The sequence below is a fragment of the Hanstruepera marina genome (assembly GCF_019880635.1).
GTDB classification, from domain to species: domain Bacteria; phylum Bacteroidota; class Bacteroidia; order Flavobacteriales; family Flavobacteriaceae; genus Hanstruepera; species Hanstruepera marina.
This window is the reverse complement of the sequence record NZ_JAINVX010000001.1, coordinates 303,010-319,164: the sequence shown is the minus strand read 5'-3', so window position 1 is coordinate 319,164 and position 16,155 is coordinate 303,010. Positions and strand designations below refer to the sequence as shown.

Below are 16,155 nucleotides of genomic sequence, written 5' to 3'. Positions count from 1 at the left end.
GGACTGTTAAAAAACCGTATATTTGCAGCAAATTTTGAAACTATTTTATGAGCAAGCTAGTTATTGTAGGAACCGTTGCTTTTGATGCCATTGAAACGCCTTTTGGAAAAACCGATAAAATACTTGGTGGCGCTGCCACTTTTATTGGTCTTGCTGCATCACAATTTGATATTAATACTTCTGTTGTTTCTGTTGTTGGAGGTGATTTTCCTGAAGAATATCTTAATTTATTAGAAAAGAAAAACATTGATATTTCTGGTGTTGAAATTGTAAAAGATGGTAAAACCTTTTTTTGGAGCGGACGCTATCATAACGACATGAACACACGCGATACATTGGCAACAGAATTGAACGTACTTGCCGATTTTAACCCCATTGTTCCTCAAGATTATAAAGATGCAGAATATGTTATGTTAGGCAATCTGCACCCTATTGTTCAATTGAGTGTTTTAGAGCAAATGACCCGCAAACCTAAACTCGTGGTTTTAGACACCATGAATTTTTGGATGGACAATGCTCTTGAAGATTTACATAAAGTAATACGTAAAGTAGATGTTATTACCATTAATGATGAAGAGGCCAGACAACTAACCGGCGAATACTCTTTGGTTGTTGCTGCTAAAAAAATTCATGAAATGGGACCAAAATATGTGGTTATAAAAAAAGGTGAACACGGTGCTTTATTGTTTCATGATGACAATGTGTTTTATGCGCCTGCGTTGCCACTAGAAGAAGTATTTGATCCCACCGGAGCTGGCGACACCTTTGCTGGTGGCTTCATTGGTTATCTTGCAAGAACAGATAATGTCTCTTTCGAAAACATGAAAAATGCAGTTGTTTTTGGTTCGGCATTAGCCTCGTTTTGCGTAGAAAAATTTGGAACAGAACGTATGAAGGATTTAAATGATCCTGAAGTTCTTAAACGCCTACAGCAGTTTAAAAATTTGACACAATTTGAAATTGAATTAACATAAACTAACGCGCTCAAAAACGAGCGCGTTTTTTAATTACATAACTAAAACAATGAGTGACGCTTTAAAACACGAATGCGGAATTGCACAAATAAGACTCCTTAAGCCATTAGAATATTACAAGGAGAAATATGGCAGTGCCTTTTATGGTGTAAACAAAATGTATTTAATGATGGAAAAACAGCACAATCGTGGTCAAGATGGTGCAGGATTTGCAAGTATTAAATTAGACACCAAGCCAGGTGAGCGTTATATAAGCCGTGTACGATCTATTGCACAACAACCAATACAAGATATTTTTGCCCAAATTAATGACCGCATTAATAAAGACCTTACAGAACACCCTGAATATGCCAATGATGTAGCCTTACAAAAAAAACACATCCCATACATAGGTGAAGTTTTATTGGGGCATGTGCGATACGGAACTTTTGGCAAAAACAGCGTTGAAAGCGTGCATCCTTTCTTACGTCAAAATAATTGGATGCATCGTAATCTTATTGTTGCCGGAAATTTTAATATGACCAATGTAAATCAGTTGTTTGATGGTTTAGTAAAATTAGGGCAACACCCTAAGGAAAAAGCCGATACTATAACCATTATGGAAAAAATTGGTCATTTCCTTGATGATGCCGTATCTAAAGCATACAAAAAGTTAAAAAAGGAAGGCTATAGCAAAAGCGAATGCTCACCCTTAATTGCAGAGCGTTTAAACGTTGCCAAAATATTGAAAAAAGCTTCCAAAAATTGGGATGGTGGTTATGCCATGGCCGGTTTATTGGGTCATGGCGATTCGTTTGTGTTACGTGATCCTGCAGGCATCAGACCAGCATATTATTATAAAGACGATGAAGTGGTGGTGGTAGCATCAGAAAGACCAGTTATACAAACCGTTTTCAATGTGGATTTTGATGATGTAAAAGAATTGGAACCCGGCCATGCCATTATTACTAAAAAATCTGGAGAAGTTTCTATTCATAAAATTATAGAACCTTTGGAACGCAAAGCCTGCTCGTTTGAACGTATTTATTTTTCAAGAGGGAGTGATGCCGAAATCTATCAGGAGCGCAAAGAACTTGGAAAGCTGTTAATGCCGAAAGTACTTGAAGCCATAGATAACGACACAAGAAATACAGTGTTTTCTTTTATACCAAATACTGCCGAAACCTCATTTTTTGGCATGATTGAAACCGTTGAAGATTATTTAAACCAAAAGAAAACACAAGCCATTTTAGATGGAAAAGGTGGCTTAAGTGCCGAGACTGTTACCGATATTTTGTCTGAACGACCACGTATTGAAAAAATAGCAATAAAGGATGTTAAACTACGAACATTTATAACAGAGGATAGTAGTCGTGACGATTTGGTTGCTCACGTTTATGATGTGACCTATGGCGTAATTAAACCCACAGACAATCTAGTTATTATTGATGACAGTATTGTTAGAGGCACAACCTTAAAAAAGAGTATTATTAAAATGATGGATCGCCTAAATCCTAAAAAGATAGTTGTAGTATCATCAGCCCCACAAATACGATATCCTGATTGCTATGGGATTGATATGGCGCGATTAGAAGATTTAATTGCCTTTAGGGCTATGTTAGATTTATTGGAAGAAAACAATAAATATTACTTGGTACAAGAAGTATACAATAAATGTAAAGCGCAAGTAGATTTGGAAGATAAGGATGTTAGGAATTTTGTTAAGGATTTATATGCAGAATTTACAGATGAAGAAATCTCCAACAAAATTGCAGAATTAATTTGTGATGATACTGTTAATGCCGAAGTGCAAACTATTTTTCAATCTGTAGAGAATTTACATAAAGCCTGCCCTAAAAATTTAGGCGATTGGTATTTTACCGGAGATTACCCAACTTCTGGTGGAAACAGAGTAGTAAATAAAGCGTTCATTAATTTCTTTGAAGGGAATAAAGAACGGGCTTATTAAGTTGTTGAAAATATGCAGTTTATCTGATAAAATATGCTTTTAAGCTAAAAAAAATGCAGTTTATCTATTTTTTATACGTTTCTAAATAAATAAAATCTACATTAGTACTACCATAACATAAGTAGGTTAAGTTCATGGTAGATTTGGGGCAAAAAAAGGTGAACTATCGTTCGCCTTTTTTTATTTGACTTCTATTTTTGCCCTATAACACCACTTAAAAACTTCATTTTGTTTCCTTTAGCCAATTTATTAGTCGTTTATCTATTAATTTTTTTCATTTAAGAAAAGCAACGTTATATTTGCTCCACCATAACATAAGTAGGTTAAGTTTATGGTAGATTTGGGGCAAAAAAGGTGAACTTCTGTTCACCTTTTTTCATTTTCAATATAAAAACACTCTAAACTTTTTCCTCTTTTTCAAAACCATAAAACAACAAAAAAGGCGAACTTCTGCTCGCCTTTTTTGTTGTTTTATGCATTAGGTTTATTTTGCTTCTGCATAACGTCTTTCAACTTCGTTCCAATTAATGACTTTAAAGAACGCATCAATATAATCAGGACGTCTATTTTGATAGTTAAGATAATAGGCGTGCTCCCAAACATCTAAACCTAAAATAGGCGTTCCGCCACAGCCAACCCCAGGCATTAAAGGATTATCTTGATTAGGTGTTGAACACACTTCAACTTTTCCTCCTTTGTGAACACACAGCCAAGCCCAACCAGAACCAAATTGTGTAGCGGCTGCTTTACTAAAAGCCTCAACAAAAGTATCTTTAGAACCATACTCTGCTTCTATAGCATCTTTTAACTCGCCAGAAAGATAACCTCTATCATCTGGATTCATAACGTCCCAGAATAAGGAATGGTTGTAAAAACCTCCGCCATTATTTCTAACACCCATGTTTGCCAAATCTAAATTGGTTAGAATATTTTCAATGGTCTTACCTTCTAAATCGGTTCCCTCTACCGCGGCATTTAATTTAGACGTATAACCAGCATGGTGCTTTGAGTGGTGTATTTCCATTGTACGTGCGTCTATATGAGGCTCTAAAGCATCATAAGCATATTTTAATTTCGGTAATTCGAAAGCCATAATTTCTATTTTTATTTGTTAATATTAAATTCCATCAAATTTAAGGATAATAGGTAGCAATTAAAAATAATAAATACCTATCAAATCATTGATAGTTTTTATCTTGTATCAAAATTTATTTAATGTCTGAAGGCAACTCGTTTTTAATTTATAACGCATCGGCAGGAAGTGGTAAAACCTTTACACTTGTTAAATCGTATTTGTCGCTTTTATTTCAAGCCAAATTGCCTTCTCATTTTAAGCACATTTTAGCCATTACATTTACCAATAAAGCAGCTGGCGAAATGAAGTCTAGAATTCTTGAAGCCTTAACTGAATTTTCTTCGCCTTCAATTTTAGAAAGCCCGACAGATTTATTCAATTTAATACGTGATGAGCTGCATCTTTCTGCGCGAAACATCCATGAAAAAAGCAAGATAATACTCGATGAAATTTTGCATAATTATGCCGCTTTCGACGTTTCAACCATAGATGGTCTCACGCACAAATTAATAAGAACCTTTGCCTACGATTTAAAACTCCCTTTAAATTTTGAGGTTGAACTGGATACCGACCGCGTACTTAATGAGGCTGTAGACAGACTTATATCAAAAGCGGGAACAGAAAAGGAATTAACCAAACTACTTGTAGACTTTGCTATTGAAAAAGCAGATGATGACAAAAGCTGGGATATTTCCTTTGACTTTAACAAGATTGCCAAGCTCTTAACCAATGAAAATGATTGGGCATTTCTCAACAGCTTAAAAGGTAAAACATCTCAAGACTTTAAAGTATTTAAAAAATCTATTAGAATTAAAATTCAAGACGTTGAGCAAAACCTAGTAAACACCTGCCGGTCTGCACTTACACTTATTTCTGAATGCGGACTCGAGTTTAACGACTTTCTTGGTGGGAGCAGAGCTTATCTACCCAATTATTTTTTAAAATTAAAAGATTTAAATCTGGAATATGATTATGATAAAACTTGGGTTCTAAAATTAGAAGAAAAACCATTATACCCTGAATCTAAAACACCTGAAAACATTAAAGCTATTTTAGATGATGTAAAACCCACACTTGTTGATAAATTTAATGAAACACGGAATTTATTTTATTTACATAAATTTTTAAAAAGCATTTACAGCAACATCACACCATTATCGGTTTTAAACGAAATTCAAAAAGAAGTAACCCAATTAAAAACTGAAGAGAGCCTGCTCCTTATTTCAGAATTCAATACTTTGATTAGCAACGAAATTAAAGGTCAACCCACGCCTTTTATCTATGAACGTTTAGGTGAAAAATTCAAACATTATTTTATCGACGAGTTTCAAGATACTTCGCAATTACAGTGGGAAAATTTAATCCCTCTTTTAGACAATGCTTTATCGGCAGAAAACGGTACAGCCATGTTGGTTGGAGATGCTAAACAAGCTATTTATCGATGGCGAGGAGGCCAAGCAGAACAGTTTATTGATTTATTCAACAAGACCAAAAACCCGTTTCCTGTTGAGCCGAAAGTTATATCATTGGCGTCAAATTTTAGAAGTTATCATGAAATTGTAACTTTTAACAATGGTTTTTTTAGGTTTCTTTCCTCTTCTGTATTTAGCAATACATATTATCAAAATCTTTACACATCCATTGATCAAAATATTGAAAAAAAGCATGCTGGTTGTGTTAACTTGAGCTTTCTTGATATAGACTCTAATACCGAATTTGACAAAAATGAACTCTACTCTAAACAGGTGTATGAAGCCATTTTAAATTGCCTTGGCAATGGTTTTGAATTAAATGATATTTGTGTTCTTGTACGAAAAAAGAAAGAAGGCATTGCGGTTTCAGAATACTTAAGCGCTAACGATATTTCTATTATGTCTTCTGAAACCTTGCTCATCAATAATTCTCCAAAAATCCGTTTTATAATTCACGTCTTACAATTAATTACGCAACCAGAAAATATTGAAACTAAAGTTGAAGTACTCAACTTCATTGCAAACCAAAACAACATTACAGACAAGCATACCTTTTTTAAAAAATATTTAAACATTGCCAATCCTGAATTGTTTGAAGCTTTAGGGCACAAAACGAGTATTGCCTATTTATCCCAGCTTTCTCTATTCGAACTCGCAGAAACACTCATAAGAGAATTTAACCTCGCACCTGATTCTGATGCTTTTGTTCAATATTTTATGGATGTAGTTTTAGATTTCACTCGCAAAAAGCAAGCAGATATTATTAGCTTTTTAGACTATTATGAATCTAAAAAATCACAATTAAGTATTGTTTCTCCACAAGGTTTTAATGCAGTACAAATCATGACCATTCACAAATCTAAAGGTTTGGAATTCCCTGTTGTTATTTTTCCTTATGCAGACCTCAATATTTATCAAGAAAAAGAACCTAAAGAGTGGTTTCAACTAGATTCAGAACAATATAACGGATTTAATTATGCGCTCCTAAACTATTCAAAACAGTTTGACCATTTTGGAACTAAAGGCCAAGCTATATTCAATAGGCATCAGTCTGAATTAGAATTAGACAATCTCAATCTGTTATACGTTGCATTAACAAGACCTGTTGAACAGCTACATATTATTTCAAAAAAGGACATAAACTCAAAAGGAGATGTAAACCCGAATACTTATGCAGGTTTCTTTATAAGCTATCTTAAAGAACTAAACTTATGGGATGAAGCAAAACTAAATTATGGTTTTGGTACAAAGAAAAGGAAACCATCACCACTAGAAAATGTCTCTAGCGATTTAGAAGAATTAAAATATATAAGTGTTTCTAAAGAAAGTCATGATATTAAAATAATAACTAATTCGGGTTATTTATGGGATACAGCCCAAGGCAAAGCTATTGAAAAAGGAAACCTTGTACATCAAATTATGTCATTTATAAAAACTTCAGACGATGTTAATCTAGCTATTAGTAAATTTAAAGACGATAAAACCTACAACATTAGTCAAATAACTCTGTTAGAACCTTTGGTGAAAAGCATTGTAAACCACTCGAAATTAGCTGGTTATTTTACAGCTGATTACAACGTTTATAATGAACTGGATATTATTTCAAAATCTGGAAAAATATTACGCCCAGACAGATTGAATATTAATGACAAAAATGAAGTTGTAATAATTGATTACAAATCGGGTCAATCTGACAACAAACATATATCTCAACTAGACGATTACAAAGCTGTTTTAACTAAAATGAAGTATAAAGTTATCAAACAAATACTTGTTTATATAAATGATGGAATTGAAGTAAAAGAATTTTAAATTTGCAAAAAACAAAACTCATGTACGGCAAAATACAAGAACATTTAGAAAACGAATTACAAGCCATAAAAGATAATGGTTTATTTAAAACCGAACGCATAATTACATCAGCACAAGGAGCAGAAATCACATTAAATACTGGCGAAAAAGTATTGAATTTTTGTGCCAACAATTATTTAGGATTATCTGCTCACCCCGAAGTTATTCAAGCTGCAAAAGACGTTATGGACACCCATGGCTTTGGGATGTCTTCGGTTCGTTTTATTTGCGGAACACAAGATATTCACAAAGAACTTGAAAGTAAAATCGCCGATTTTTATGGAACCGAAGATACCATTCTTTACGCAGCTGCTTTTGATGCCAATGGCGGTGTTTTTGAACCGTTATTGGGCCCTGAAGATGCTATTATTTCAGACTCCTTAAATCACGCTTCAATTATCGATGGTGTTCGCTTGTGTAAGGCAGCGCGCTATCGTTATCAAAATAACGACATGGCTGATTTGGAAAAACAGCTTGTTGAAGCCAACAAAAATGGTGCTCGATTTAAAATTATAGTTACTGATGGTGTCTTTTCTATGGATGGTCTAGTAGCACCTTTAGATCAGATTTGCGATTTAGCCGATAAATATGATGCATTAGTCATGATAGACGAGTGCCACGCTGCCGGGTTTATTGGCGAAACAGGTCGTGGAACATTAGAAGAAAAAGGAGTGATGGCCCGAATAGATATCATTACCGGAACATTAGGAAAAGCATTGGGTGGGGCTATGGGAGGCTACACCACAGGCAAGAAAGAGATTATTGAAATGTTAAGACAGCGCTCAAGACCTTACTTGTTTTCAAACTCTTTGGCCCCTGCAATTGTTGGTGCATCCATAAAAGTATTCGATTTGTTAAAAAATGACACGTCATTGCGAGACAAGTTAGAATGGAATACCAACTACTTTAAATCCGAAATGCAAACTGCCGGCTTTGATATTATTGATGGTGATTCTGCCATTGTGCCCATCATGCTTTACGATGCAAAGCTCTCACAGACCATGGCTAATATGTTGTTAGACGAAGGCATATATGTTATTGGCTTCTTTTTTCCAGTTGTCCCAAAAGAAAAAGCAAGAATACGAGTTCAACTTTCAGCAGCCCATAATAAAACACATCTTGACAAAGCAATTGCCGCTTTTAAAAAAGTTGGAAAGGCTTTAGAAATTATTTGATTTTTTTTGACAAAGTGCTACATTTTAGGGGAAATATCCAATATTTTTCTATATTTGTCTTTGTTAATAATATTTAACAACTTACTTTTGCTTACAATTAACACTTAAAAATTAAATTTTTGAATATGAAAAATCTTAGCAGATTATTGTTCGCTTTGTTGCTTATGTTAGGTTTAAGCAACACTTACGCACAAGATGAAAACAACCCTTGGGCTGTTACCTTTGGAATAAACGCGGTTGATTTCTATCCAACTGGTGAAGATCCTCCACTAGGTGACTTTTTAGATGAGTATTTTAATGCTGAAGACCATTGGAATATTTTACCTTCATTATCTACACTTTCAGTTTATCGTTATATCAATAGTGGTTTTACTGTAGGTGCTACTGCTTCTATCAACAAAATAGATTATTTTGGTGATGATGACACTACTTACAATGGAGCTTCTTATTTTGGTTTAGACGGTGTTGTTATGTACAAGTTTGGCTCAATGATTAATAATTCATGGCTAGATCCTTATTTAGGAGTTGGTGGTGGTTACACTTGGGTTGACTCAATTGGAGCTGGAACATTAAATGGTACTATTGGTATCAATTTCTGGATTACAGAAAATATTGGTCTTACTGCTCAATCTGCTTATAAGCATGCATTCGAAGATTACTTATCTACTCACTTCCAACACACTGTAGGTGTTACTGTTCAGTTTGGTGGAAAAGATACTGATGGTGATGGCATTTATGATAAAGACGATGCTTGTCCAGAAGTATTTGGTTTAGCTGAATTTAACGGTTGTCCTGATACTGATGGTGATGGTATAGAAGATAGTAAAGATTCTTGTCCAAACGAAGCTGGTCCTGCTGAATTCAATGGTTGTCCTGATACTGATGGTGATGGTATTCCAGACAAAGATGATGCTTGTCCAACAGAAGCTGGTCCTAAAGAATTAAATGGTTGCCCAGATTCAGATGGTGACGGTGTTGCTGATAAAGATGATGAGTGCCCAACTGTTGCTGGTCCTGCAGCTAACAAAGGTTGCCCTTGGCCAGACAGAGATGGTGACGGTGTTCCAGACAAAGATGACTTATGTCCAGACAAAGTTGGTACAGTTGCTAACAACGGATGTCCTGAAGTAACTGAAGCTGTTAAGAAAGCTTTAAATGCTTACGCTAAAACTATCTTATTCGATACAGGTAAATCAACTATTAAAGATTCTTCAGCTGAAGTATTACAAAACATCATTGATATCTTAAAAGAATATCCTAATGCAAGATTCATGATTGAAGGTCATACAGATAGCGTTGGTAGTGAAGCTACTAATGAAAAACTTTCTAAAGAAAGAGCTAGTTCTGTTATGAATTACCTAATCACAAACGGAATTGCTTCTAACAGATTAGAGCATGCAGGTTACGGTGAGTCAAGACCAATTGATTCTAACAAGACTAGAGCTGGTAGAGCTAATAACAGAAGAGTTGAAATTAATTTAATTAAATAATTAATCAACTTAATTTATAGAAAAACGCCTCGATATTTCGAGGCGTTTTTTATTTTTATAATATGACAACGTTTATTGAAGATGTACTAAATGATTTAAAACGTAAAAAACTCGAATTTTCAGAGTTAGTCTTTATTCTTCCAAGTAAACGCGCAGGCACATTTTTAAAATACTATATCTCTCAATCCATAGAGCAGCCTGTTTTTTCACCATCTATATACAGCATTGAAGAATTTGTTGAAGAGCTCTCCGATTTAAAATCAGTTTCAAATATAGAATTGCTTTTTAACTTCTATAAAAGCTACCTTAAAGTCCATACAACTAATAACGTTTATTCATTTGAAGAGTTTTCAAAATGGGCTCAAGTTTTAATTCAAGATTTTAATGAAATTGATCGACACCTAATCCCTCAAAATAATATTTTCGATTATTTAAGCGCCATTAAAGAAGTTAATCATTGGTCTGTAGAATCCAATAAAACAGAACTTATTAACCGCTATTTGACATTCTGGAAACGTCTAAAAAATTACTATTTTGAATTTAAGGACGCTTTAATTTCAGAAGGTAAAGCTTATCAAGGTTTAATTTACAGAGAAGCTGTAGAGAATATTCAAAGTTATATTGAAAACAGTTCAACAAAAAAACACGTGTTTTTAGGGTTTAATGCATTAAACACGGCTGAAGAAACTATAATACAAGAAATACTTCAAAATGATTTAGGATATATATATTGGGATATAGACCACGTATTTTACGAGTCAAAAAATCATGATGTTGCTTTATTTATTAAGCAGTACTCAAGAAAATGGAATTTCTTTAAAAACAAGCCTTTTAATTGGGTATCAAATAATTATTCAAAAGAGAAAAACATCCAAGTCTATGGCATCCCTAAAAACGTAGGTCAAGCCAAATATATAGGAACCATTTTAAGTGATCTACAAAAATCAAATAATTCATTGAATAGTACAGCCATAATTCTTTCAGATGAAACCTTATTATTACCTGTGCTTAACTCTATACCAAAAAATGTAAACGCTCTAAATGTCACAATGGGATTAGAATTAAAAACAGTCCCTTTAGCTTCTCTTTTTGAAAAGCTATTCTCTATTCAAAAGAAAAAAAGTGCTTCATTCTATTATAAAGATATTATTAGCATCCTTTCTCATGAGTTTGTAAATCCATTATTTAATGTAGGGAATTCTAATAAAGTTTCAGAAATAATATATACTATTCAATCAAATAACATAGTTTATTTAGATGAAGAGCGACTCCAAAAACTATCTCCTAAAAATGAGCATATTATTTCTGTTCTGTTTAGTTTTTGGCAGGACAACGCAAAAACTGGTTTACAAAAATGCCAAGACCTTATTTTATTAATAAAATCAAGTTTCAAAAACAATAAACAAGACCATGTATTAGCTTTAGAATATTTATTTCGATTTCATGAGTTGTTCAACGAAATTGAGCAACTTAATGAATCTCATAACTACGTAAACGATATCGGCACATTACATAGTGTTTATAATGAGTTGTTGAGTTCAGAAACTTTAGACTTTAAAGGGGAGCCTCTTGAAGGCTTACAGATAATGGGCATGTTAGAAAGTCGCGTTTTAGATTTTGAAACGGTAATTATTTCATCAGTAAATGAAGGTATTTTGCCTTCAGGGAAAACCCAAAATTCATTTATCCCTTTTGATGTTAAAGTAGAAAACAAGCTTCCTACTTATAAAGAAAAGGATGCTATTTATGCGTATCATTTTTATAAGATATTAAATCGTGCTAAAAATGTGTTTATCTTATATAATACTGAAATTGATACCCTCTCTGGAGGTGAAAAAAGCAGATTCATTAAGCAACTTGAAATAGAAAATATACACAACATAAAACATAGTTTAGTCGCTCCTAAAGTTCCAAAAACAAAAAAAGACCCAAACAAAATTTACAAAACACCAGATGTCTTAAGTCGCCTAAAACAAATTTCCGAAGATGGCTTTTCTCCATCATCTCTAACAACTTATGTTAGAAACCCTTTAGACTTTTATTATAAAAAAATATTGAAAATAAAGGAGTATGATGATGTTGAGGAAACCATTGCGGCTAATACTTTAGGAACCGTTATACATAATACCCTTGAAGATTTTTACGCCCCTTTTGTTGGTCTTGAAATACACGTTCAAGATGTTGAACTCATGAAGCCTCAAATTGAGGAAACTGTTACAAGACATTTTAAAAGCTTGTATATGGAAGGCTATATTTCAAAAGGGAAAAATTTAATTATTTTTGAAATTGCAAAACGCTATATTTTAAACTTTTTAGATTTGGAGTTAACCGATTTGAAAAATGGCAACACTATTAAAATACTGGCCATTGAATCGGAGAACAAAATACCATTGGATTTTCCCGAAATTGATTTTCCTGTGTTTCTTAAAGGAACTGTTGACCGTGTAGATAAAAGAAATGGTGTAATTAGAATTATTGACTATAAATCTGGAAAAGTAGATAAAGGGAAAGTTGAAGTTGTTAATTGGGAAGATATAACAACCGATTATGATAAATACAGCAAATCATTTCAGGTGCTATCGTATGCCCTTATGATGGAAGCCTACAAGAAGCCACAAGAGCAGGTAGAAGCTGGAATTATTTCCTTTAAAAATCTAAATCAAGGGTTTTTAAAGTTCGCGAAGAAAGATAGAGCGGGTTCGTACGCAAAAAAAATAGAATACATTGACCAAGAAATTTTAGCTGACTTCACTAGAGAACTTAAACAACTCATAATAGAAATTTGTAATCCAAAAGTTCCCTTTATAGAAAAAGAGATTTAAAAACTATGTTCACTATAGCCGTAAAACCAAAACTGATTGAGCATTGCAAAACCATGGTTTCCATGCATGACTTTGGCAAACGTTTTACAGCAAATGGAACCAAGGAGCAACAACTTACTGGTTTGATTGGCCAATCAGTAGTCATGGAACTCTTTGATAAAGGTTATGTAAATGGCTCTTCGGGTTTTGATGATGGTGTAGATATTGTTTTTGCCAACAAAACTATTGATATTAAAACTATGGGAAGAACAACATCTGTAAAGCCTGGTTACACTAATAATTTTTTAAAACTCCAAGATTACTTTAAAACCAACATCTATATTTTTTGCAGTTATCACAAAACCAAACATATGTTAACGGTTTGCGGTTGGATTTCAAAAGAGGAATTTATAAAAAAACGCCGTTTCTATCCTAAAGGGAGTACAAGAACTCGCTTTGACAAAACAACATTTACAACCTTTGCAGACTTATATGAAATTGACAATAAAGACCTGAACAATGTCAATTCCATTACTGCTTTAAAAAAACAACTCTCATAAAAAAACCGTTCTAAAAAAGAACGGTCTTTCATGTGGAGCATATCGGATTCGAACCGATGGCCTCTACGCTGCCAGCGTAGCGCTCTAGCCAACTGAGCTAATGCCCCATTTTATTTCAACCCGCTTAATACTAAAACAGGAAGGGTTGTACTTTGAAAATCTTTTTTTAATATAGTATTTTTCTCCCACAATTTACTGAAAAATCCGCGCTTACGTCTAACAACACATAACATATCGGGGTCGTTATCTTTATAATGTTCTAAAACACCTTGGAATGTTGTAGCATTTTCAGAATATGTTGTATTGGTAATAATGCTTTGTAAAGCTTCATTAATTTCAAAATCGCCTTCATTATAGAAAGGTGTTTTTACCAACAACAAATTTACTATGGACTTATATTGGTTTTTAATATCAATCAATGGTGTTAAAGCACCTTGCTTTTTCATAATAGCCGATTTCAACGCCATTAATATATATACAATAGGCCTATATTTTAAACCTTCTGGAACGATAAGTGCAGGAATATTAGTTTGCTTAATAATTTTACCTGAGGTCTTGCCTAAATACACTTCATCTTTAACAGAATTTGTTCGCGGCTCAATCATAATTAAATCTATATCTAACGATTGGCAAACCAATTCAAGGGTGTCTACTAATTTCCCTTTAAACGTTTTAATAACAACATCAACATTCTTAGTATCAACTTTAGCGACATGAACTTTAAGAAATTCATAGCTTTCACGTTCTAAAATATGATCTACTTTAATCATAGTTCCTGCTTTGGTGTAAACATTATATACCTGAACAACATACAGTTTGGCTCCAAATGCCTGTGCAAAATCAACTGCATATTGTAAATGACTAACCGCATTTTTGGATGATCCAACTGGAACTAAAATATTCTTCATAATCAATAATTTAAAACTAAATTTACGAGAAATCTATGCAAAAGTAAACATTAAATATGATTCGTAAAGCAACAAATCTTGATATTGATACCATATTAGGTATTACAAATGCTTGCGCCTTGTTTATGATAAAGAATGGTATTTATCAATGGAATGCATCTTATCCTAACCGTAAAGCATTTGAAAATGATGTTTCAAGAGGAGAGCTTTACGTTATTGAAATTGACAATGAAGTTGTGGGCTGTATAGCTATATCAACTTTTATGGATGAAGAATACAAAACAATTCAATGGTTAATTGAAAATAATAATAGTGTATATATTCATAGGTTGGCCATTCATCCTAAACACCAAGGAAAGGGTTATGCACGATCTTTAATGGACTTTGCCGAAAAACAAGCAATAGATAATAGCTATTCCACTATAAGATTAGATACGTTTTCGCAGAACAAAAGAAACCAAAAGTTTTACGAAATTCGCGGTTACAAAAAACTAGGGATTGTTTATTTTCCCAATCAAAGTGAACATCCTTTTTATTGTTATGAATTAGTGATTTGAGTACAAGCATCAGTTTAAAACATATTAATAAATTGGCCATTCCTGCATTAATTTCAGGAGTGTCTGAACCTATTTTATCAATTACTGATACAGCCATAGTTGGAAACATGCCAGTAGACGCAACCGAATCCTTGGCTGCTGTTGGAATAGTGGGCGCATTTATTTCCATGCTCATTTGGGTATTGGGGCAAACGCGTAGCGCCATTTCATCCATTGTCTCACAATATGTTGGTGCCGACAATTTGGACAAGGTAAAAAACCTACCAGCTCAAGCCATTTTCATAATTACTTCTTTAAGTATTCTCATTATTCTTATTACCTATCCTTTAGCGGAACACATTTTTAAACTCTATAATGCTTCTCATTTAATATTAGACTACAGTGTGGACTATTATAGAATTCGTGTATTTGGATTTCCGTTCACGCTATTCACAATAGCTGTATTCGGTACTTTTAGAGGGCTGCAAAACACCTTTTATCCTATGATAATCGCTATTGTTGGCGCAACAACAAATATAGTTTTGGATTTTATATTAGTATTTGGTATTGAAGGCTTTATACCTGCTATGAATATCAAAGGAGCAGCTTATGCTAGTGTTATCGCGCAATTATTAATGGCATTGGTTTCCGCTTATTATTTGTTGACCAAAACCACAATTCCTTTGCGTTTCAGTTTGCCTTTTAACAGCGAAATAAAGCGATTCCTACTTATGATTATGAACCTCTTTATTAGAACTTTAGCTCTTAATGTTACCCTATATTATGCAAGTGCTTTTTCAACTAGTTACGGCAAGGAATATATTGCTGCTTATACCATTGCTATTAATCTTTGGTTTTTGGGCGCTTTTATTATTGATGGCTATGCAAGTGCAGGCAATATACTTTCTGGTAAATTATATGGCGCCAAAGATTATGGTAAATTGTTGAAATTAAGCAACCAGCTTATTAAATATGGTATTGTAGTAGGCATTACAATGGCAATATTGGGTACATTTATATACTATCCTATTGGCACACTATTTACAAAGGACGAAGCTGTTTTAAACGAATTTTACAAGGTCTTTTGGATAGTGTTGGCTATGCAACCCTTATGTGCAGTGGCCTTTATTTTTGACGGCATGTTTAAAGGCATGGGTAAGATGAAAACATTACGAAACATACTTCTGTTTTCAACATTTTTAGTTTTTGTACCGGTATTGTTTTGGTTGGATTCAATGGATTACAAGTTGTACGCTATTTTTACGGCTTTTACGTTATGGATTATTGCAAGAGGTTTACCGCTTATCGTAAAATTTAGAAAAGAATTTTTGCCACTCTCCCAAAACCGTTAACTTTGACTAGTAA

At 33.6% G+C, this 16,155-nt stretch carries 11 protein-coding genes and 1 tRNA gene; 9 read left to right on the top strand and 3 right to left on the bottom strand.

From position 1 onward, the window contains the following. Nucleotides 1-47 precede the first annotated feature (47 nt). Both K7G76_RS01460 and K7G76_RS01455 read left to right on the top strand, forming a co-directional pair. Entirely contained in the window at nt 48-974 is a 927-nt protein-coding gene (locus K7G76_RS01460) for a PfkB family carbohydrate kinase (RefSeq protein WP_223032427.1), read from the top strand. Nucleotides 975-1,023: 49 nt separating this feature from the next. Beyond that, nucleotides 1,024-2,922 carry an amidophosphoribosyltransferase gene (locus tag K7G76_RS01455; protein ID WP_223032426.1) on the top strand — a complete coding sequence of 633 codons (1,899 nt, stop codon included), beginning with the start codon at nt 1,024-1,026 and terminating at the stop codon, nt 2,920-2,922. A 484-nt stretch (nt 2,923-3,406) separates the two neighbouring features. Here K7G76_RS01455 and K7G76_RS01450 read toward each other — a convergent pair whose 3' ends face one another. After that, nucleotides 3,407-4,015 carry a superoxide dismutase gene (locus tag K7G76_RS01450; protein ID WP_223032425.1) on the bottom strand — a complete coding sequence of 203 codons (609 nt, stop codon included), beginning with the start codon at nt 4,013-4,015 and terminating at the stop codon, nt 3,407-3,409. Nucleotides 4,016-4,137: 122 nt separating this feature from the next. Between K7G76_RS01450 and K7G76_RS01445 the strand changes: the two genes are divergently transcribed. From K7G76_RS01445 to K7G76_RS01425, 5 genes are all read left to right on the top strand, one after another. Next, nucleotides 4,138-7,281, top strand: a complete 3,144-nt coding sequence (locus K7G76_RS01445) for a UvrD-helicase domain-containing protein (RefSeq protein WP_223032424.1) — start codon at nt 4,138-4,140, stop codon at nt 7,279-7,281. A gap of 20 nt (nt 7,282-7,301) precedes the next feature. Further along, on the top strand, nt 7,302-8,495 hold the full coding sequence (gene kbl, locus K7G76_RS01440) for a glycine C-acetyltransferase (protein ID WP_223032423.1): 1,194 nt from the start codon (nt 7,302-7,304) through the stop codon (nt 8,493-8,495). Between the two features lie 125 nt (nt 8,496-8,620). After that, nucleotides 8,621-9,985: an OmpA family protein gene (locus K7G76_RS01435; protein ID WP_223032422.1), complete on the top strand. Its 1,365-nt coding sequence runs from the start codon at nt 8,621-8,623 to the stop codon at nt 9,983-9,985. A 62-nt stretch (nt 9,986-10,047) separates the two neighbouring features. After that, nucleotides 10,048-12,807 carry a PD-(D/E)XK nuclease family protein gene (locus K7G76_RS01430; protein WP_223032421.1) on the top strand — a complete coding sequence of 920 codons (2,760 nt, stop codon included), beginning with the start codon at nt 10,048-10,050 and terminating at the stop codon, nt 12,805-12,807. 5 nt (nt 12,808-12,812) lie between these two features. Then, nucleotides 12,813-13,346 carry a hypothetical protein gene (locus K7G76_RS01425; protein WP_223032420.1) on the top strand — a complete coding sequence of 178 codons (534 nt, stop codon included), beginning with the start codon at nt 12,813-12,815 and terminating at the stop codon, nt 13,344-13,346. Between the two features lie 33 nt (nt 13,347-13,379). Here K7G76_RS01425 and K7G76_RS01420 read toward each other — a convergent pair. After that, nucleotides 13,380-13,453: transfer RNA gene (locus K7G76_RS01420), tRNA-Ala, on the bottom strand. A gap of 3 nt (nt 13,454-13,456) precedes the next feature. After that, nucleotides 13,457-14,254: a universal stress protein gene (locus K7G76_RS01415; RefSeq protein ID WP_223032419.1), complete on the bottom strand. Its 798-nt coding sequence runs from the start codon at nt 14,252-14,254 to the stop codon at nt 13,457-13,459. Nucleotides 14,255-14,310: 56 nt separating this feature from the next. On the opposite strand from K7G76_RS01415, the gene K7G76_RS01410 reads away from it, so the two are divergent. Together K7G76_RS01410 and K7G76_RS01405 are read left to right on the top strand one after the other, a co-directional pair. Then, on the top strand, nt 14,311-14,811 hold the full coding sequence (locus tag K7G76_RS01410) for a GNAT family N-acetyltransferase (RefSeq protein WP_223032418.1): 501 nt from the start codon (nt 14,311-14,313) through the stop codon (nt 14,809-14,811). Continuing rightward, nucleotides 14,808-16,142, top strand: a complete 1,335-nt coding sequence (locus K7G76_RS01405; RefSeq protein ID WP_223032417.1) for an MATE family efflux transporter — start codon at nt 14,808-14,810, stop codon at nt 16,140-16,142. The genes K7G76_RS01410 and K7G76_RS01405 overlap by 4 nt, the downstream gene beginning before the upstream one ends. The last annotated feature ends 13 nt before the right edge of the window (nt 16,143-16,155 follow it).